General features: G+C 67.1%; 14 protein-coding genes. 5 read left to right on the top strand and 9 right to left on the bottom strand.

From position 1 onward, the window contains the following. Positions 1-33: 33 nt before the first annotated feature. The 5 genes from mfd to FA89_RS10910 all read right to left on the bottom strand — a co-directional run bounded on the left by mfd (position 34) and on the right by FA89_RS10910 (position 6770). A complete protein-coding gene (gene mfd, locus FA89_RS10890; protein WP_036140642.1) occupies positions 34-3483 on the bottom strand; it encodes a transcription-repair coupling factor in 3450 nt (1149 codons plus the stop codon). Positions 3484-3568: 85 nt separating this feature from the next. Further along, a complete protein-coding gene (locus FA89_RS10895) occupies positions 3569-4477 on the bottom strand; it encodes a cation diffusion facilitator family transporter (protein WP_036140643.1) in 909 nt (302 codons plus the stop codon). A 34-nt stretch (positions 4478-4511) separates the two neighbouring features. Next, positions 4512-5018, bottom strand: coding sequence for a Slp family lipoprotein (locus FA89_RS10900; protein ID WP_036140644.1), 507 nt, complete (start codon positions 5016-5018; stop codon positions 4512-4514). A gap of 28 nt (positions 5019-5046) precedes the next feature. Continuing rightward, a complete protein-coding gene (locus FA89_RS10905) occupies positions 5047-5949 on the bottom strand; it encodes a 23S rRNA (adenine(2030)-N(6))-methyltransferase RlmJ (RefSeq protein ID WP_036140645.1) in 903 nt (300 codons plus the stop codon). A 185-nt stretch (positions 5950-6134) separates the two neighbouring features. Further along, positions 6135-6770 (bottom strand): NAD(P)-dependent oxidoreductase, encoded by a 636-nt coding sequence (locus tag FA89_RS10910; protein WP_036140646.1) that lies wholly within the window; start codon positions 6768-6770, stop codon positions 6135-6137. Between the two features lie 136 nt (positions 6771-6906). Here FA89_RS10910 and FA89_RS10915 point away from each other — a divergent pair, with 136 nt between their 5' ends. Then, positions 6907-7797, top strand: a complete 891-nt coding sequence (locus FA89_RS10915; RefSeq protein ID WP_036140647.1) for a LysR family transcriptional regulator — start codon at positions 6907-6909, stop codon at positions 7795-7797. A 30-nt stretch (positions 7798-7827) separates the two neighbouring features. Here the strand turns inward: FA89_RS10915 and FA89_RS10920 are convergent, their stop codons facing one another. Then, a complete protein-coding gene (locus FA89_RS10920; protein ID WP_036140648.1) occupies positions 7828-8361 on the bottom strand; it encodes a DUF6630 family protein in 534 nt (177 codons plus the stop codon). A 434-nt stretch (positions 8362-8795) separates the two neighbouring features. On the opposite strand from FA89_RS10920, the gene FA89_RS10925 reads away from it, so the two are divergent. From FA89_RS10925 to FA89_RS10940, 4 genes are all read left to right on the top strand, one after another. Then, positions 8796-11204, top strand: coding sequence for a TonB-dependent receptor plug domain-containing protein (locus tag FA89_RS10925; RefSeq protein WP_036140649.1), 2409 nt, complete (start codon positions 8796-8798; stop codon positions 11202-11204). A gap of 5 nt (positions 11205-11209) precedes the next feature. Continuing rightward, complete coding sequence (locus FA89_RS10930; RefSeq protein ID WP_185754320.1) at positions 11210-13435, top strand: M28 family peptidase; 2226 nt, start codon at positions 11210-11212, stop codon at positions 13433-13435. A gap of 94 nt (positions 13436-13529) precedes the next feature. After that, complete coding sequence (locus FA89_RS10935) at positions 13530-14213, top strand: DUF1345 domain-containing protein (protein ID WP_036140651.1); 684 nt, start codon at positions 13530-13532, stop codon at positions 14211-14213. Positions 14214-15198: 985 nt separating this feature from the next. Further along, positions 15199-15621, top strand: a complete 423-nt coding sequence (locus tag FA89_RS10940) for a hypothetical protein (protein ID WP_036140652.1) — start codon at positions 15199-15201, stop codon at positions 15619-15621. Here FA89_RS10940 and FA89_RS10945 read toward each other — a convergent pair whose 3' ends face one another. From FA89_RS10945 to FA89_RS10955, 3 genes are all read right to left on the bottom strand, one after another. Then, positions 15622-18276, bottom strand: coding sequence for an excinuclease ABC subunit UvrA (locus tag FA89_RS10945; protein WP_036140653.1), 2655 nt, complete (start codon positions 18274-18276; stop codon positions 15622-15624). It abuts the gene before it with no gap. Between the two features lie 185 nt (positions 18277-18461). Next, entirely contained in the window at positions 18462-18647 is a 186-nt protein-coding gene (locus FA89_RS10950; protein WP_036140654.1) for a hypothetical protein, read from the bottom strand. A 112-nt stretch (positions 18648-18759) separates the two neighbouring features. Next, positions 18760-19629: a LysR family transcriptional regulator gene (locus FA89_RS10955; RefSeq protein ID WP_036144116.1), complete on the bottom strand. Its 870-nt coding sequence runs from the start codon at positions 19627-19629 to the stop codon at positions 18760-18762. Between the last annotated feature and the right edge of the window lie 5 nt (positions 19630-19634).

Here is a 19634-nt window from a genome sequence, read left to right on the forward strand (position 1 = left end):
GGAAGATGCGTGCATGTGTTGTGCGGGGGGGCATCACCCCGGCCGGCGGGCACCCAGGGAGACCAGCAGGTCTTGCGCGGTGCGGATGCGTTCGGCGCTACCAGATAGCTCGAGGATTACCCGGAGCTTGTCCTGGCCGTCCATCTTGAAGATGCGCGGCTGTTGCTGGATCAGCTTGATCAGGGCCATCGGGTCGATGTCGGGCTTGTCGCGGAAGGTGATGCGTCCACCGCTGGCGCCGAAATCGACCTTGCGGATGCCGAGCGGGGTGGCCATGAGCTTCAGTTGCGCAACGGCGAACAGGCACTTGGTCTGTTCGGGCAGCAGGCCGAAACGGTCGATCATCTCGACCTGCAGCTCGCGCAGGCCGTGCTCGTCGCGCGCGCTGGCGATGCGCTTGTACAACGTCAGTCGCGTGTGGACATCGGGCAGGTAGTCTCCGGGGATCAGCGCGGGCAGGTGCAGTTCCACCTCGGTTTCGTGCTCGGAGGTGAGGTCGAAATCCGGCACCTTGCCCGACTTCAGCGCGCGCACCGCGCGGTCCAGCAGCTCGGTATACAGCCCGAAGCCGATCTCCTGGATCTGTCCGGACTGTTCCTCGCCCAGCATCTCGCCCGCACCGCGGATCTCTAGGTCGTGGGTGGCGAGCGTGAAGCCGGCCCCCAGTTCCTCCAGCGAGGCCAGCGCTTCCAGGCGCTTCTCCGCATCGGCGGTCATCGCCTTGCGGTCGGGCACGATGAGGTAGGCATAGGCGCGGTGATGCGAGCGACCCACGCGTCCGCGCAACTGGTGCAGCTGGGCCAGGCCGAAGCGGTCGGCACGGTTCACCACAATGGTGTTGGCGGTGGGGATGTCGATGCCCGATTCGATGATGGTGGTGGACACCAGCACGTTGAACCGCTGCCGGTGGAAATCGGCCATCACCTGTTCCAGCTCGCGCTCGGGCATCTGGCCGTGGGCGACGCGGATGCGTGCCTCGGGCACCAGTTCGCCCAGCTCGCGTGAGATGCGCTCGATCGACTCCACTTCGTTGTGCAGGAAGTAGACCTGGCCACCGCGGGCCAGCTCGCGCTGGATGGCTTCACGGATCAGCGCGGGTTGATAGGTGGAAATCAGCGTGCGCACGGCCGTGCGATGGGCCGGTGGCGTGGCGATGATCGACAGGTCGCGCAGGCCGCTCATCGCCATGTTCAGCGTGCGCGGGATCGGCGTGGCGGTGAGGGTCAGCAGGTCCACCTCGGCGCGCAGCTTCTTCAGTTGTTCCTTCTGGCGCACGCCGAAACGCTGTTCCTCGTCGACGATGACCAGGCCCAGGTCCTTGAAGCGGATGTCCGGGCCGAGCAGCTTGTGCGTACCGACGATGACGTCGATTTGGCCGTCGGCCAGCCGTTGCAACGCCCCGTCCACTTCCTTTTTCGACTTGAAGCGGGAGATGACGTCGACGCGTACCGGCCAGTCCGCGAAGCGGTCGGCGAAGTTGCGGTAATGCTGCTGGGCGAGCAGGGTGGTCGGCACCAGCACGGCCACCTGCTTGCCCGCGGTGGCCGCGGCGAACGCGGCGCGCAGGGCGACCTCGGTCTTGCCAAAACCCACGTCGCCGCAGACCACGCGATCCATGGCGCGCGGCGCGGCCAGATCGACGATCACCGCATCGATCGCCGCCTGCTGGTCCGGGGTTTCCTCGAACGGGAAGGTGGCCGCGAATTCCTCGATCATCGGGCGGTCGACGGACAGCGACTGCCCCTGGCGCGCCTCGCGCTGGGCGTAGATGCCCAGCAACTCGGCGGCCACGTCGCGGACTTTTTCCGCAGCCTTCTTGCGCGCGCGCTCCCAGGCGTCGCCGCCGAGCGAGTGCAGGGGTGCCAGTTCCGGCGCGGTGCCGGTATAGCGGCTGACCAGACCGAGCTGGGCCACCGGCACGTAGAGCTTGTCGCCCTTGGCGTATTCGATGGTGAGGAACTCGCCGGGCATGTCGCCCACGTCCAGGGACACCAGCCCCTGGTAACGGCCGACACCGTGATCGATGTGGACAATGGGCGAGCCGATGGACAGCTCGGTCAGGTCCTTGATGATGCTTTCGGGATCGCGCGCGGCACCGGCGCGACGCTTGCGATCGGTGCGCACGCGTTCGCCGAACAACTCGCGCTCGGTGAGCACGGTGAAGGCCGGCTTCGTGATCGCGAAACCCTGTTCCAGCGACGCGACGGTGATGGCGAGCTTCTCGTCGCGCGCGAGGAAATCCTTCCAGCTGTCGAGGTTGACCGGTTTCAGGCCGGCACCGGCCAGTTGCTCGATCAGCGCCTCGCGGCGGCCGGCGGAATCCGCCGCGATCAGCACGCTGCCCTTGTAGCTGGACAGGAAATGCCGCAGCGCCGCGCCCGGTTCGTCGCCCTTGCGGTTCAGCGGTACGTCCGGTGCCGGCTGCGTGCCCAGGTCCACCGCGTGCTCGTGGCCGGCGGGCACCACGTCGATCCGCACCTGCTTGTTGAGGCGCTCGCGCAGTTGCTCCGGCGGCAGGTAGATCTCCGCCGGCGGCAGCACCGGGCGCTCGATATCGTGCGCGCGCTGGTCGTAGCGCTCGGCGGTCTGCGTCCAGAACTGCTCCGCGGCGTCCAGCGTGCCCTCGCCGAGGACGAACATCGCATCGCCCGCGATGTAGTCGAACAGGGTTTCGGTCGCGCCGAAAAACAACGGCAGGTAGTACTCGATGCCGCCGGGCGTCACGCCTTCCTTCATGTCCTGGTAGAGCGGACAGCGACGGATGTCGATGGGAAAGCGTTCGCGCAGGTTGGCGCGGAAGGTCTTCGCCGCGTCTTCGGTCAGCGGGAACTCGCGTGCGGGCAGCAGGTCGACGCTGTCCACCTGGTGGGTGGAGCGTTGGGTTTCGGTGTCGAAACTGCGGATGGACTCGATCTCGTCGTCGAACAGCTCCACGCGGTAGGGCTCGTCGGCGCCCATCGCGTAGATGTCGATGAGCGCGCCGCGCACGGCGAAGTCACCCGGTTCGGCCACCTGCGGCACGTTGCGGTAGCCGGCGGCCTCCAGCCGACGCTGCTCCGCGCCCATGTCGAGCTTCTGGCCCTTGCGCAGCACCAGTCCCGATCCGGTGATGTGGGCGCGCGGCGCGATGCGCTGCATCAGCGTGGCCACCGGCACCACCAGCACACCGCGCCGGGTGGTGGGTAGGCGATAGAGCGTGGCGATACGCTGGGAAACCACTTCCGGGTGCGGACTGAAGACGTCGTAGGGCAGGGTTTCCCAGTCCGGGAAATGCAGCACCGGCAGTTCACCGGCGAACACCGCCAGTTCGCTTTCGAGGTTGTCGGCACTGCGGGTATCGCGGGTGACCACGACCAGTACGCCCTCGTGCGCGCGTGCCGCCTCGGCGACTTCGAGTGCCCACGCCGAGCCATGGGGCGTGGCCCAGTAGCGGCGGGTCTTGGCGGTGGCGGGGAGCGACGGGCGGGGGAGCACTAGAGGCATGGAGTCGGCTTGGCAGCTTGCGGACAAGCCGACGATTGTACTACCTGCCCGTGAAGGGCCAGCGGTGCCGGCCCCTCGGACGGGGTCAGTCGGTGATGTCGGGCTCGAAGAAACTCCAGCGCACATCGCGGAACTCGGCCTTGAAGTCGGCCTCGACGATGTTGATCGCCTCGACCATGGCCCGCGCGGTGGGCGCGGGGCTCATGCGGGCCTTGATCGCCACCATCACCTCGTTGCCCATCTGCAGCGTGAGCAGGTTGTAGACGGTGTCGATTTCCGGGCGGGCCTCGAGGAAGGCCATCATCTGCACGCGGCGCTTCGGCTCCACGCCCTGGCCGATCAGCAGCGCCTTGACCTCGCGCGCCACCGCCACCGCCACCACGATCAGCAGCACGCCGATGGCGATGGTGCCGATGGCGTCGAACATGAGGTTGCCGGTGAGCATGGTGAGCAGCACGGCGAGCAGCGCGAAGCACAGCCCCACCAGCGCCGCCAGATCCTCGCCGAAGATCACCAGCAACTCGCTGGCGCGGGTTTCGCGAAACCACTGCCACAGCGGCTGGTCGCCGCGGGCCTTGTTCACTTCCTGCATGCAGCCATGCATGGAAATGCCTTCGGTGACGATCGAGAAGGCCAGCACGCCGATCGCCAGCCACGCCCATTTGAGCGGCTCGGGATGGGTCAGCTTGTGCACGCCCTCGTACACCGAGAACATGCCGCCGACGCTGAAAAGCAGGATCGCCACCAGGAACGACCAGAAATACAGCGCACGGCCCCAGCCGAGCGGATAGTCCGCCGACGGGGGGCGCTTGGCCTGGCGCATGCCCAGCAGAAGCAGGCCCTGGTTGCCGCAGTCGGCCAGGGAATGGACCGCCTCGGCCAGCATGGCCCCGGAACCGGTGAAGATGGCCGCTACGAGCTTGGCGACGAAGATGGCGAAATTGGCTCCGAGCGCAAGAAAGATCGCGCGCTTCGAATCGGCGTGTCCCGACATGTGATCCCTGTTCCCGATGGGTAATCGAAAGATCTTACCGTAGGATGCCCACGCCCACGCCGAAACTCACGTTCGGATGGCCACCGGACATTTCCTTGGCCGTCCATACGTGCGACTGGTTCACCGTCACCAGCGGGAAGGTGTAGGACGCCTGGCCCACGTTCGATGCGCGCGTGCCGTTGAGGCGTCCGGATACCGTGACCAGCCCCCCCGCCGGGTAATCCAGGCTTTCGACATAACCGGGCATGGCGGCGATGAAGCGGCCGTTGCCGGTGTCGTTGGCCTGCGGCCGCTGCGAGCGGTCCAGCGGGTAGGCGAGGATCTCGATCTCGCTGTGGTCGGCGAAGTTGCTGACCTTGACGATGCGCCCGCCCCAGATGACGTCGGCGCTGCCGTATCGTTCCGGCTCCCGGGCCACCTGGGACGGCGGCACGGCGGCGTTGTTGGGGGTCGGCTTGTAGATCGGTGCCGGGGCGCAGGCGGAAAGGGCGGCGGCGAACAGGAAAGCGGCGGCGGTGAAACGAACGGTCTGGGGGCGCATGGGTCGGCTCCTGGCGTGTGCCACCAATCTACCGCCGGCGGACTGAACGTGGCGACTGCGGCGCGTGGGCTACGTCTTCATCCTTGCCTTCCTCAACCAGCCAGGTCAGGCGGTACTCGGACTGGCCGGCGGTGCCCAGGAGTTTCGGCAGCAGCTTGAGGGAATCGCGCAGGGCGTCATCCAGCTTCCACGGCGCATTCACGATGGCGATGCCGGTGCCGTTCAAGCGCAGCGGGGAATCGTCCGGACGCAGCAGCAGCTCGGCCACCAGCACGCGCCGGGCGCCGCACTTGGTCAGCCAGCGGTGGAACGGCTGGACATGGCTGCGCAGCTTGATCGGATACCAGACGGCGTAGACGCCGGTGGGCCATTTTTCCAGCGCGGCTTTCAGCGTCTTCTCGATCAACCGGAACTCGGCTTCCTGCGCCTCGAACGGGGGATCGATAAGGACCAGACCGCGTTTTTCCTTCGGCGGAACGAACGCCTTCATGGCTTCGTAGCCGTCGCGCTCGTGCACGTGGATGCGCTTGTCGTGATGGAACAGCTGGCGCAGGGCGCTGGACTCGTCGTTGCGCAGGTCCACCATCTGGGCGGAATCCGTCTGCCGCATGAGGTGCGCGGCGATCCACGGCGAGCCCGGGTAGTAACGCAGCGTATCGCTGCCCTCGTTGCAGGCCCGGACGATCTCGAGATACTTCCACAGCAGGGGCGGCAGCCCGCTGGCGGTCTTGAGGATGCCGAAGCCTTCGTCCGCCTCGGCCGTCTTGCGTGCCTCGTTGCCCTGAAGGTCGTAGCGGCCGCCGCCGGCGTGGGTGTCGATGTAGCAGAACGGCGAGGCCTTCTGCTTCAAGGCATCGATGAGGGCCACGAGCACCATGTGCTTGAGGACATCGGCAAAATTGCCGGCATGGTAAGCGTGACGGTAGTTCATGGGGGCAGAGTATACCGGCCGCAGGCCGGTATACCGTAGGAGCGCACGATGTGCGCGAGTGCTTTTCGCACCAGTCCCCCACCTCTAAGCGCCAGCGCCGAGGTTGTCGCGAAAAGATGTCGCGCACATGCGTGCGCTCCTACAGTTGCGGTTGCGGTTGCGGTTGCGGTCGCACCTCACACCCCTCAATACGCGAACGTCACCCGCTTCTTCGCCGCATCGCCTTGCTCGATCCGGTCCAGCACGCCGATGGCGAAATCCGCCGTGGAAATTTTGCTGTGCCCGCCAGCATCCACCAGCAACTGCTCGCCGCCGACCCGGAAGCTGCCCTTTCGCTCACCGGGAGCGATCTCGGCGGCGGGGCTGATATAGGTCCAGTCCACGGCCGCCGTGCTGGCACGAAACGCCTTCAGCGCCTCGATCTGCGCGTTCGCGGCCGTCTTCCATGCCTCGGGAAAATGCGGATCGTCGATGACGCGCACGCCGGGCGCCGTTTCCAGGCTGCCGGCGCCGCCAACCCAGGCGAAGCGCTTCACGTGTGCCGCGGCCAGCGCGTCGAGCAGGGTGGTCGCCTGGCGGGGGACGTTGGCGGGATCGGCGTGGTCGTTGAGGCTGGCGATGGCGGCATCGGCGCCGCCAAGGGAGGGAGCGAACGAAGCCGGCTCGGCCACGTCGCCCTTCACCACGTGAAGCTTCGGATGCTTCGTGGCGAGCTTCGACGGGTCGCGGACCACCGCCGTGACCTCGTGGCCGCGGGCCAGGGCCTCGTCGAGGATCACATTGCCGATGTTGCCGGTGGCGCCGAACAGAACGATCTTCATGGAAAAACCTCGGGTTGGTCAGGTCAGGCGCACAGCATGCGCCTCGCACCGTTACGGAAAAACCGCCATCTGCGCGATTCATCGTAAACTCCTGCTTTACGATCCCAGCCCAGCCCAGCCCAGCCCAGCCCAGCCCATGGCCATCGACATCAACCTCAACCGTCTCGGCGTCTTCGTCGCCCTGGTTCGTGCCGGCTCGTTCACGGCCGCCGCCGAGCAACTGGGCACGACCAAGGCGATGGTCAGCCAGCACCTGGCCCGCCTGGAGGCCGAGCTTGGCGTGCAGCTGCTGGTGCGCAGCACCCGCCGCATGGCCCTGACCGACGCGGGCGAGCGTTTCCACGAGGACTGCGCGCGCGTGCTGGCGGAGGCGGAAGCCGCGATCGCCCGCCTGGGCGAATGTCGCGACACCCCGATGGGCACGCTGCGCATCAGCGCCGCGAACGACCACGGCATCAACGTGGTGGCGCCGGCGCTGGCCGCCTATGCCGAGCGCTACCCGCAGGTCCGTGTGGAACTGGTGGTTACCGACACCGTGACCGACCTGATCGCCGAGCGCTTCGACCTGGCCATCCGCCTGGGCTGGCTGCGCGACTCCAGCCTGCGCGCGACGAAGCTGTCGAGTTTCCGGCAATGCCTGGTGGCGTCCCCGGCCTATCTCGCCCGCCACGGCATCCCCGCGGTGCCCGAGGATCTGTCCACGCATCGCTGGATCGCGGTGAGCGTGCTCGCCTCGCCGACCCGCTGGGTGTTCAAGGATCCGAACGCCGCGGACTGCGTGGTGCAGACCCGCGCCGTCGCCAGCGCGAACAGCGCCACGGCGGCGTACCGCTTCGTGCTCGAAGGCCTGGGCCTCTCGGTGCTGCCCGATTACATCGTGGAGGCCGAACTGAAAGCGGGCGGCCTGGTGGCCCTGCTGCCGGGCTACACCTTGCCCGAGGGCGGGGTGCACGCCGTTTATCCGGGCAACCAACCGCCGGTGAAGGTGCGGGCGTTCATCGACCTGCTCAAGGAACGTCTGGCCTGAACGCGCCGCACCGCGTGGCGCGCCTGCCGCTTACGTGACTTGGCTACCCAGCCGAAGGTTGATCCCCAGCTTGGCCGCCAGCTGGCGCATGTTCTCGTCATCGCGCGAGGACGTGATCCAGCCGGCGTAGACGTCGTCGTCTTCCGCTTCGCGGGCCCACAACGTGTAACCGTACTGGTTGAGCTGGTCGAAGGCGCGGCTGAAGATCTCCGGACCGTCGATGTCCTCGTGGAAGTCGTCCTCGCTGGGGTCGCCGTCCCAGTCGATGGTGACGTCGCTCCAGCGCGAGACCAGCTCGGCGATCGCATCCACCAGCGTGCGGGTATCGTCGGCGTCCACTTCGAAACTGGACTGCCAGTCGGTGACCTGCGCCACGACACGGATGGGATCGTCGTCGCCCTGGTCCTCGATTTCCGCGCGGTAGACGGTGAACTGGCGAAGCGCGTTTTCCTCGTCGCCCGGGTTGATCAGCAGCAACAGCTGCCACACCTGCGACTCGACCGTCTCCTCGCCTTCTTCGTCGTCGAACTCGCGTTCTTCAGGGTAATCGTCGTCGTAGCTCATGGGGAAGGGCCTGTGGAGAACTGGCGAAATCATCGCACGATGCGCGTCAAAGCGTCGCAGTCCTTGAAATGGACGTCCAATCGACCGGGTTGACATCGGGTCGCTGCGGTGCAACAAATGGCACCTGGCCCTATCCAGGCGACACCCGCTCACCGTGAACGCACACACCTGCCGCGCACCTGCCTTTCCGTCGATGTCAGCGGCCACGCCGCGATGTCCGGTCGGCGCTGCGTGTCGTTCGTGTCGACGGGCCTGAGCGACTGACGCCACGCGTTGCGCGTGTCCTGCGGGTCGGCCGCAGGTAACGATATTTCGATTCTTTTCCGGCCATGCCGGCTGCCGCTGCCTTCGCCGCGGTGTCGTGCCGCCGTTCCCGGCTATCCGGCGCCTCAGGTGCCGATCCTTTCATCGTTTTCCAGGGGAAAGTCCCACCCATGTCGCCTTCGACCCATCGTCGTCACCCGTTGTCCCTCGCGCTGGCCCTCGTGCTCGGCGCCACGTCCGCCCATGCCCAGGAGGCCGCCCCGGCGGACAAAGCGGAATCGGCAAAACCGAGCCAGCTGGATACCGTGATCGTCACCGGCACCCGCAGCACCGAGCGCACCGTTTCCAGCTCGTTGCAGGCGATCGACGTGATCACCCCGCAGCAGCTGCAGCAGACCGGCGCCACCCAGCTCACGGCCGCCCTGGCGCGGCTGGTGCCGTCGCTCAATTTTCCGCAGCCGACCACGATCAGCGGTGCCGAAGTGGCCCGTCCCGTGACCTTGCGCGGTCTCAGCCCGGACCAGGTGCTGGTGCTGATCGACGGCAAGCGCCAGCATGCCGGTGCCTTCCTCAACCTGGGCGGTGCGATCGGACGCGGTTCGAACCCCGTGGACCTCAACGCCATCCCCGTCTCGGCGGTGGAGCGCATCGAGGTGCTGCGTGACGGGCAGTCGGCGCGCTACGGCTCCGATGCCATCGGTGGCGTGATCAACGTGATCCTGAAGAAGTCCGGCACGGGCGGGCAGGTGACCGCCAAGTTCGGCGGCTACGACGCGGGCGATGGCCTCCAGCGCCAGCTGAGCGCGGACACCGGATTCAAGCTGGGCGACAAGGGCTCGATCCATGTCGCCATCGACACGCAGAACAACGACGGCACCAACCGCGCCGGCCTGGATCGCACGGCCGCCTCGGTCGGCACCACCTACGGGAAGAAGGTGTACTGGCTGGGCGAACCCGCCGTGCAGTCGAACAAGGTGTCGCTGGTGGGACAGTACGCCTTCAGCAAGGCGGCCGAGGTGTATGTCGAAGCCCTTTACCGGCGCGATCGCGACGAGACCGCCAGCCTCTATCGCCACCGTGGCGAATCGACCAACGTCGCGTCGATCTATCCGCAGGGCTACCTGCCGGTGAACGTGCCCATCGTCAACGACACCACGCTGACCGCCGGCGTGCGTGGCGAATTCGACAGCGGCTGGCATTACGACGCGTCGGTCAGCCATGGGTCGAACGAATACGACCAGCGCAGCCATGCGATCAACGCGGACTACTACCGCGCGTTCGGCAGCACGCCGTTCTTCATCCAGGGCGCCGATTACAAGACCAACCAGCAGGTGGCCAACCTCGACATCGGCAAGGAATTCAGCCCGTCGTGGCTGCCCAACCCGATCAGCGTGTCGTTCGGTGCGGAATACCTGCGCCAGGGCTACAAGGTGAAGCCGGGCGACGCCGTGTCGCAGTACGGCGCCAACGGCGGTATTACCGGCGACCTGCAAGGCAACTGGCAGCGCCACGACACGTCCGTGTACGTGGACCTGGACACCAACCTGACCGACCGCTTCGCGGTGTCGCTGGCCGGCCGCCATGAGCAGTACAGCGACTTCGGCGGTACCACGTCCGGTGCGTTGTCCGGTCGCTTCGACTTCACCCCGCGCGTGGCCCTGCGCGGCAGCGTAGGCACCGGGTTCCGCGCGCCCACGCTGGTGCAGCAGCACTACGCGGATATTTCCTCGCAGTTGCAAGACCTCGGCCAGGGCCAGGTGCTGGTGCAGTCGGGCACGTTCCCCGTGGATTCCGCGGCGGCCGGCCTGCTCGGCGCGGTGAAACTCAAGCCGGAGAAGTCGCGCAGCGCCACGCTGGGCCTGGTGCTGGAACCGCTGGACGGCTGGAACGTCAGTGCGGATGCCTACTGGATCAAGATCGCCAACCGGATCAACCTGTCGTCCAACATTCCGGTCAACACGCCGGCCGTCAACGCCTACCTGGCCGCCAACGGCGTGGACGCGAATTACCAGTCGATCCGTTATTTCACCAATGCGGTGAACACACGCACGCGCGGGCTCGACATCGTCAGCCAGTACGGTTTCGATTTTGCCAACGGCGATCGCCTCAACACCACCGTGGGCTGGGCATACAACGAGAACAAGGTGACGCGGGTGAAGCCGAACCCGGCGATCCTCGACGAACTGGGGGTGGCGGTGCAGCGTGTGGAGCGCCGCGAGCGACTGGGGTTGCTGGGCGATACCAATCCGCGGACCAAGCTCGATGTCGGCTTCGACTACCTGCACAGCCGCTGGGCGGCACACGCCAACGTGCAGCGCTACGGCAGCTACACCGTCTACAGCAACAGCGGCCCGGCGCTGGACCAGGACTTCGACCATCGCTGGACGCTCGACGTATCGGCCGACTACAACCTCGACCGCTGGACGTTCACCGCGGGCGCGGACAACGCGTTCAATGCGCGGCCGGAGCAGGTGAAGTACGCCAACTCCACCAGCGGCAACTTCAAGTACAGCCTGTTTTCGCCGTTGAGCTGGAACGGCCGTTACTACTACGCCAGCGTGACCTACCGGTGGGATTGATGTCGATGCGTGCCTTTCTGCTTGCCTTGTCGCTGACCGTCACCGCGGCGGTCGCCACGCCGGCCGCGGACGCACCGCTGGTCGGTTTCACACCCGCATCGTCCGTTGCCGAACGCGAGACGGAGCGTCGCGTGGACGCCGCTCTGGCTGGCGCCGACCTGGACGGCTGGCTGCGCCGACTCACCTCGGCGCCCAACCACGTCGGCTCGCCGCACAACGACGAGAACGCCCGCTTCATCGCCGACAGCCTGCGTCAGTGGGGCTGGGACGTACAGGTGGAGTCCACCCGCGTGCTCGTCGCCTATCCCACGGTGCAGAAGCTTGCCCTGCTGGACGGCGACGGTTACGCGGCGGACTTCACCGAGCCGGCGGTGGCCGGCGATGCCGACACCGCGCGGCGTGACGGCGTGCTGCCGGGCATGGAGGCGTACAGTCCCGACGGCGCGGTGGACGCGCCGATGATCTACGTCAACGAGGGACTGGCGAAGGACTATGCCGACCTGGCCCGCACGGGCCAGTCCGTCGTGGGCAAGGTGGTGCTGGTGAAGTCCAGCGGCGCCGGTCGCTGGGTGAAGCCGCGGCTTGCCCAGCAGCATGGCGCGGTGGGCGTGGTCATCTATTCCGATCCCCAGGCCGACGGCTTCACCAAGGGCGAGGTCTATCCCACCGGTGCATGGCGTACGCCGCGCACCGTGCAGCGGGGCACGCTGGGCATCGACAGCGCGCTGGATGCCGCCAGCGCGAAGACGATCCAGGCGGCCAGGCATACCGACGACCTGTCGATCCCGGTGGTGACCATCGGCTACGGTGATGCCGAGCATTTCCTGCGCGCGCTGGGCGGTCGTGTCGTGCCGAACCGCTGGCAGGGTGGACTGCCGCTCACGTATCACATCGGTGGCGAGGCACGTGTCCATCTGGAAGTCCGTTCGCCGTGGGAGTGGCGCACGCTGCATAACGTCATCGCCACACTCCGCGGCAGCCGCTACCCGGACGAGTGGGTGATCCGTGGCGTGCACCACGACGCCTGGGTCTACGGGGCCTGGGACCCGCTGGCGGGCACCACGGCGCTGCTGGCCGAAGCGAAAGCCATCGGTGAGCTGGCCAAGGCGGGGGTTCGACCCAAGCGCACCCTGGTCTTCGCCAGCTGGGACGGCGAGGAACTGGGCATCCTGGGCTCGCGCGCGTGGACGGAACGCCATGCTGCGGAACTCGCCAAAAAGGCGGTGTTCTATCTCAACAACGACACCACCGGCCGCGGCCTGCTGGCCGCCCAGGGCGATCCGTCGATCGGTGCACTGGTGGACGGTGTCGCCGCCGACCTGCGCGATCCGGAGACGGGAGCGAGCGTGCAGGCACGCCGTCTTGCCAAGCGCGCCGTGCACGCCGACGAGAAGGGCAGGGAGGTACCTGCCGGCCCCGTGGTCCTGCCTCGGCTGGGCACCGGTTCCGATTACCTGGCCTTCGCCCATCGATTCGGCGTGCCCTCGCTGCATGTTCGTTACGGTTACGACCGCGACGGCGACGAGGAAAGCGTGCCGGTCTACCACTCGCTCTACGACACGTATGCGCACTACCAGCGCTTCGGCGACCCGGGCCTGGCCTATGTCGGTCTGCTGGCGAAAACCAATGCCCGCCTGGCCTTGCGTGTCGCCAATGCCGACGTGCTGCCCTGGCGATTCACCGTCTTCGCGCAAGCGCTGGGTCGCGATATCGATCGGGTGCAGGCCGGCGCGACGAAAGCCCACGACGAAGCGCAGCGGCACAACGCGCTGGTGGCGGACGGGTCGTACCGCCTGGCGGAGGTGGCCTACCGGCAGTTGCAGCCGCCTTCGCGGGTCGATGACGCATGGCAGCCGGTGGACTTGGACGCCTTGCGTGCGGCGCAGCGTGACTTGCTGGCGGCAGCGGCCGCTTACGATGCGGCGGCCGACGCCAGCGCGGACATCCCGCCCGCGGACGCCATCCGGATCAATCGTCACCTGCGCGAGGTTGGCGACGCCTACCTGCAGACGGAGGGTCTGCCGCAGCGGCGCGCGTATCGCCACCTGTTGCAGGCACCCGGTCGCAAGGAGGGTGAAGATGTCGCCCCCCTGCCGGGAATCGGCGATGCGATCGACGCTAAAGCGTGGGACGAGGCACGCGACGAGACGGCGTTGACCGTGGAGGCGACCCGCAAGGCGACCCAGGCCTTGCAGCGAGCGACCGTCTTGTTGGCGGGGCGGAAACCGTAGTGCCACGTCGCCGGAGGGGCGGCAGTCGCGCCCCTCCGGTGCATCGGGCATGCACTCGGCTATAGTCCGCCGCACTCTCAAGGCGGATGCAGGCATGAACGACACCTCGCAAAAACACGGGTCGCATCGCAAGAAGGTGTGGGCACCCATCCGTTACGCGCATGCCCGCCCGCGCCTGCTGGTCGGTGCGGCCGCCGCCGTGGTCGCTGCGGTGGTGCTGGAATTCAGCGGGCTGCCGCGTTCGCTGCCGTTGCTGATCGGTTTCGATATCGGTGCCGTCGTGTACTTCGTGCTGCTGTTGCGCATCTTCGTCGGCGCCAACCCGGCCACGATGCGCCGGCAGGCCTCGCAGCAGGACACCGGGCGCTGGACCACCCTGCTCAGTGGCGTCGTGCTGTCCGCCGTGGTGCTGGGCGCGGTCACCACCGAGCTGAACTCCAGCGACAAGGGCGGCGTGATGGCGATCGCCGTGGCGGCAAGCACGATCATCCTGGCGTGGACGTTCATGAACACGCTGTTCTCGCTGCACTATGCGCACGGTTACTACGGCGAATTCGGCGAGCCGCACAAGGGCCTGGACTTTCCCGGCGACGAAGAACCCGATTACTGGGATTTCGCTTATTTCGCCTTCACCATCGGCATGACCTTCCAGGTCTCCGACGTGCAGATCACCACGCGCTACCTGCGCCGTGTGGGCCTGATGCACAGTGCTATCGCTTTTTTCTTCAACGTTTTCATCATCGCGATCAGCGTGAACGTGGCGGCGGGCAAGGCCTGAGTTTTGGGATTGGACGTTTGGTTCGGGCTCGCCTTCGGCATCGCGTTGGGGCTTGGAGCTTGGAGCGTCGCGGCGTTCGAGCAAGAGCCGGCGGGTAGCCCCTCGGTGCCACGCCTGCTGCGACCCGCTAAGGAAGGGCCGCTGGCGCGGCCGTCTATCTATTGCCCTACGGGCCGGGTCGGGCTTCGAACGGAGGTTTCCGATTCGACCTCCTGTCTCAGCGGAAACGGCCGGCCGTCCTGGCCGGCCCCCTTCGGGCTTTTTCCGTTCGAATCCCTCGCCTGCGGCTACCGGCCCCGAGGGGGCTACCCGCCGGCTCTTGTCGACACTGAGGTGGGTTGTTGGGCGAGCAGCGAGTGGCGGTGAACGAGCAGAGGTAGGGTACGGCGTCATCGCTTTGTTGGCTTTTCGCGCACATCGTGCGCTCCTACACAGGGTAGGGCAGGCTGTGGAATCTTCGACGCGTGATCCGCTGGCTGTGTAGGAGCGCACGCATGTGCGCGAACCCTCAATGTATCTAAGGCGACCGATGCCATGCGCATCAGGCAGGCGAGCGTTCCCAGCAACGAAGCGAAGCCCAGCTCTTCGCTCTCCCCACACGCAACCTCAGCGCTGGAAAGAGCCGGCGGGTGCCACCCTCGTGGCCGGTAGCCGCAGGCGAGGGATTCGCACAGATCAGGCCCGAAGGGGGCCGGCCCGGATGGCCGGCCGTTTTCGCGAGACAGGGATGTCGAGTCGAAAACCCCTGTGCGAAGCCCGACCCGGCCCGACGGGCAATCAATACATGGCCGCGCAGCGGCTTTCATTGACGGGTCGCCGCAGGCGTGGCCACGAGGGTGGCACCCGCCGGCTCTTGCCGCCGCTAACCCTCCCGATGTCCTCAACTGACCATTTTTCTTATTGACGCGGCGCCGCAAACGCGGTGTCCTTCCCTCGGCCGTCCATACGGCCAGGCCCGCATCGGGCCGGGAACTGGGGGTAACCAATGAAAACCAAGATGTTGGGAGGGGCGACCGCCGTCGCCGTGGCATGGGTGCTGGCCGTCGCGCCGCTGACCGCGCGTGCGGCGCCGGAGACGCCGCCGGACTCGATTTGTGCGGTGCTCGACGGCGCGGCGCGCTATCTCAACACCACCGTGACCGTGCGCGGCATCGCCAGCAGCGAGGGCAAGGTCACCACGCTGTCGGACGCGCAGTGCAAGGGCGCCGTGGCGCTGGCCATGGACGAGAAAGCGATGGGCAAGCGTGACGTGTCGTCGTTCCGGCGGACCGTCGCTGCCAAGGGTATGCGGGCCGACGCCACCGTGTTCGGTCGCTTCAAGGCCACCGGCGATACCCGGCAGCCTTATGCGATAGACGTCTACAGCGTGCGTGACGTCAACGAACTGCGGGTCGCCGAGGGCGGTTGATCAGCCGATGACACGCGCCAGGTAGGGAGCCGTGCGGCTGGCGCTTTCGGCGGCCACGGTGCGGGGCGGGCCGCTGGCGACGATGCGTCCGCCCTCGCTGCCGGCACCGGGACCCACGTCGATCACCCAGTCGGCACCCGCGACGACGCGCATCTCGTGTTCGACCACGACGACGGTGTTGCCCGCATCGACCAGCCCCTGCAGCTGCGAGACCAGTTTGTCCACGTCCGACGGATGCAGGCCGGTGGTCGGTTCGTCCAGCACGTAGAAATTGCTGCCGCGCTGCGAACGCTGCAGTTCGGTGGCCAGCTTGATCCGTTGCGCCTCGCCGCCGGAAAGCTCGGTGGCCGGCTGGCCCAGGCGCAGGTAACCCAAGCCGATGTCGTAGAGCAGCATGAGCGGTTTCATCACGGCGGGCTCGTCGGCAAAGAACTCGCAGGCTTCTTCCACCGTGAGTTGCAACACCTCCGCGATGTTCCTGTCGTTCCAGCGGATGGCGAGTGTGGCCTCGTTGTAGCGCGCGCCGTGGCAAGTAGGGCAGGGGGCGTAGACACTGGGCATGAACAGCAGTTCGACGCTGACGAAGCCCTCGCCGTCGCAGGTGTCGCAGCGGCCCTTGGCCACGTTGAAGGAAAAACGCCCCGCGTCGTAGCGCTTCGCCTTGGCGGCGCGCGTGGCCGCGAACAGCTTGCGCACGTGGTCGAACAGTCCGGTATAGGTGGCCAGGTTGGAGCGCGGCGTGCGTCCGATCGGTTTCTGGTCGACCTGGACCAGGCGGGTGATGCTGTCCGCTCCCTTATGGATGCGACCGCCGGTTTTCGTGACGATGGCGGGCGTGGCGTCGTCGGTCTCATTGTCGACGGCGGCGGGCTCATGGCCCAGGTGGTCGCCGAGCAGTTCGACCAGGGCCTGGCTGACCAGGCTGGACTTGCCCGATCCGGAGATACCGGTCACGGCGGTGAACAACCCCAGGGGAAAGGCGACATCCAGCGCGTGCAGGTTGTTGCGGGTGATGCCTTTCAGTTCCAGCCAGCGGGAAGGTATGCGCGTCGACCGTTCGCGCGGGCGCGTCGTCCCGAACAGGTAGGGGGCGGTGCGCGACAGCGCCACGTCGGCCAGGCCTGCTGGCGGGCCGCTGTAGAGGATCCGGCCGCCGTGCTCGCCGGCATCTGGACCGACATCGACCAGCCAGTCGGCGCGGCGCATCACGTCCAGGTCGTGTTCGACGACGAAAAGGGTGTTGCCCGATCGCTTCAGTTGCTCCAGGGCGGACAGCAGCGCCTCGCTGTCGGCGGGATGCAAGCCGGCGGAGGGTTCGTCGAGCACGTAGACCACGCCGAACAGGTTGGAGCGTATCTGCGTGGCCAGGCGCAGGCGCTGCAATTCGCCCGGCGACAAGGTCGGGCTGGCGCGGTCCATCGACAGGTAGCCCAGACCCAGCGACTGCAACGTGCCCGTGCGGACCAGCAGGTCCTGCGCGATACGCTGCGCGGCGATGCGTTTCTCCGGCGAGAGGTGCGAGGTGCGGCGCACGTCCGACGAGCCCTGGTGCGCCGCGCCACCGCCGGCCACGCGCTTCGCGTCGGCGCGCTTGCCTGCGGCGCGGCTGCGCGTGCTGGTTCCTAAGTCGTCTTCGAAGCGGCCTTCGGCGATGGGCCGCAGCGTGTCCACCAGCGCATCGAACGAGAGCGCGGACAGGCTGCCGATGTCCAGGCCGGCGAAGGTCACCGCCAGCGACTCGCGCTTGAGCCGCTTGCCGTCGCACAGCGGGCACAGGCTGCCGATCATGTAGCGCGACACGCGTTTCTTCATCAACGGGCTTTGCGTGCTCGCGAACGTGTGCAGCACGTAGCGACGCGCGCCCATGTACGTGCCCATGTAGCTCGGCTCGGCCTTGCGCTTGAGCGCGGCACGCGTTTCGGCGGGGGTGAAGCCCGCATACACCGGTACCGTCGGCGTTTCCTCGGTGAACAGTATCCAGTCGCGCTGTTTCTTCGGAAGGTCTTTCCACGGGATGTCCACGTCGTAGCCCAGCGTGACCAGGATGTCGCGCAGGTTCTGCCCGTGCCAGGCCGGCGGCCACGAGGCGATGGCGCGCTCGCGGATGGTGAGGGTGGGGTCGGGCACCATCGAGGCTTCGGTCACCTCGTAGACACGCCCCAGGCCATGGCAATGCGGGCACGCGCCCTGCGGCGTGTTCGGCGAGAAGTCCTCGGCGAACAGCATCGGCTGGTCCGGCGGGTACGAGCCTGCGCGCGAGTACAACATCCGCACCAGGCTGGACAACGTGGTGACGCTGCCCACCGACGAGCGCGTGCCCGGCGTGCCGCGTTGCTGTTGCAGCGCCACCGCCGGCGGAAGCCCTTCGATGTCGTCCACATCGGGAACGCCCACCTGGTCGATGAGGCGTCGCGCGTAGGGGGCCACGGATTCGAAATAGCGCCGCTGCGCCTCGGCGTAGAGCGTGCCGAAGGCGAGCGAGGATTTGCCGGAGCCCGAAACGCCGGAGAACACCACAAGGGCGTCGCGCGGGATGTCGACGTCGATGTTTTTCAGGTTGTGTTCGCGTGCGCCACGGACGCGGACGAAGCCGCGGGTGTCGGTGGGCGTGGGGACGTTGACGGGAATAGTAGGCGGGGCGTTGCGTCGGGTCATGCCCGTATTATCGCCGCCGGGTCATCTGCCGTGACGTGAAATTGCGTGTTGTTGCTTGGGAAGGTAGGGCGTGTTTGCGGGTGTGTGGTCGCGGGAGTGGATCGCGGACATCGTCCGCTCCTACAGGTACACGTTGCGCCGACTACCTACGTAGGAGCCCACGATGTGGGCGATCCACACAACCCTCAGCGCCGACGGGCAACCACACGCACGCGCTGCATGCGCCGCTGCTGCATCAGGTTGAACCAGAACAGCGTTTCCGTGACCACGCCTGCACCGACGAGCAGCAGTGTTCCGGTGACCGACCCGGCGACATACGACACGACGGCCAGGGCCAACCATGCGGCGAGGATGAGGTGGCGCTGGCTCATGGTGTTTCTCCTGCGTGCTGCGCGGCACCGGGACCCGGGCGCGGCCTGAAACGATCCTCGGCTACACAGGAGGTCGTGTCAATCGGCCATATGTCAAGGTTTGGTGGACGATTTAGCCTCGGTAACGCAGTGCATCCACCAGCAAGGTAAGGGCCGGCACGGGCTGTCGGCGGTTGGGGTAATAGAGGTGATAGCCGGCGAAGGGTTCGCACCAGTTCTCCAGCACACGCACCAGTGTTCCCGCTTCGACATGCCGCGAGACCACGTCCTCGGGTACCCAGGCCAGGCCCAGGCCAGCCAGGGACGCACGGACGATCGCGTTCATGCCGTCGAGGATCAACTGGCCCTCCACCCGCACCTTCACTTCGCGGCCGTCCTTCTCGAAGTCCCAGGCGTACAGGCTGCCGTAGGTCGGCAGGCGCAGGTTGATGCAGTTGTGCCCGGTCAGGTCCTGTGGCGTGCGCGGGAGCGTGCGCCGCTCGAAATAGCCGGGCGTGGCGACCACGGCCATGCGCATGGGCGGGCCAACCGGCACGGCGATCATGTCCCTGGCCAGGTGCTCGCCCAGGCGGATGCCGATGTCGTAGCGCTCGGCCACGATGTCCACCAGCCCGTAATCGACGCTCAGCTCGACATGGATGTCCGGGTACTGCGGCAGGAACCGTTCCAGCGCAGGCATGACGATGGATTGCGCGGCATGCTCCGCGGTGGTGATGCGCAGGTTGCCTGCCGGGCGTTCGCGCAGCTCGCCCAGGGCCTCGATCTCCGCCTCGATCTCGTCGAAGCGCGGCCCCACGCTGCCGATCAGCCGTTCGCCCGCCTCGGTGGGCGAGACGCTGCGCGTGGTGCGCGTGAGCAGGCGCACGCCCAAGCGTGCTTCCAGTCCGCGGATGGTGTGGCTCAGCGCCGACTGCGAGGTGCCGAGTTTCGCCGCGGCCCGCGTGAAGCTACGCTCGCGGGCCACGGCGAGGAAGGCCATCATGTCGT

Origin of the sequence: Luteibacter sp. 9135 (assembly GCF_000745005.1) — a bacterium.
Taxonomy (GTDB): domain Bacteria; phylum Pseudomonadota; class Gammaproteobacteria; order Xanthomonadales; family Rhodanobacteraceae; genus Luteibacter.

Excerpts from the sequence above, each read along its gene's own strand:
- FA89_RS10935 (WP_036140651.1), top strand. The coding sequence starts at position 13,530 with ATGAACGACACCTCGCAAAAACACGGGTCGCATCGCAAGAAGGTGTGG.
- FA89_RS10955 (WP_036144116.1), bottom strand. The coding sequence starts at position 19,629 with ATGATGGCCTTCCTCGCCGTGGCCCGCGAGCGTAGCTTCACGCGGGCC.
- FA89_RS10895 (WP_036140643.1), bottom strand. The coding sequence starts at position 4,477 with ATGTCGGGACACGCCGATTCGAAGCGCGCGATCTTTCTTGCGCTCGGA.
- FA89_RS10930 (WP_185754320.1), top strand. The coding sequence starts at position 11,210 with ATGCGTGCCTTTCTGCTTGCCTTGTCGCTGACCGTCACCGCGGCGGTC.
- mfd (WP_036140642.1), bottom strand. The coding sequence starts at position 3,483 with ATGCCTCTAGTGCTCCCCCGCCCGTCGCTCCCCGCCACCGCCAAGACC.
- FA89_RS10910 (WP_036140646.1), bottom strand. The coding sequence starts at position 6,770 with ATGAAGATCGTTCTGTTCGGCGCCACCGGCAACATCGGCAATGTGATC.
- FA89_RS10925 (WP_036140649.1), top strand. The coding sequence starts at position 8,796 with ATGTCGCCTTCGACCCATCGTCGTCACCCGTTGTCCCTCGCGCTGGCC.
- FA89_RS10900 (WP_036140644.1), bottom strand. The coding sequence starts at position 5,018 with ATGCGCCCCCAGACCGTTCGTTTCACCGCCGCCGCTTTCCTGTTCGCC.
- FA89_RS10945 (WP_036140653.1), bottom strand. The coding sequence starts at position 18,276 with ATGACCCGACGCAACGCCCCGCCTACTATTCCCGTCAACGTCCCCACG.
- FA89_RS10915 (WP_036140647.1), top strand. The coding sequence starts at position 6,907 with ATGGCCATCGACATCAACCTCAACCGTCTCGGCGTCTTCGTCGCCCTG.
- FA89_RS10950 (WP_036140654.1), bottom strand. The coding sequence starts at position 18,647 with ATGAGCCAGCGCCACCTCATCCTCGCCGCATGGTTGGCCCTGGCCGTC.
- FA89_RS10905 (WP_036140645.1), bottom strand. The coding sequence starts at position 5,949 with ATGAACTACCGTCACGCTTACCATGCCGGCAATTTTGCCGATGTCCTC.
- FA89_RS10920 (WP_036140648.1), bottom strand. The coding sequence starts at position 8,361 with ATGAGCTACGACGACGATTACCCTGAAGAACGCGAGTTCGACGACGAA.
- FA89_RS10940 (WP_036140652.1), top strand. The coding sequence starts at position 15,199 with ATGAAAACCAAGATGTTGGGAGGGGCGACCGCCGTCGCCGTGGCATGG.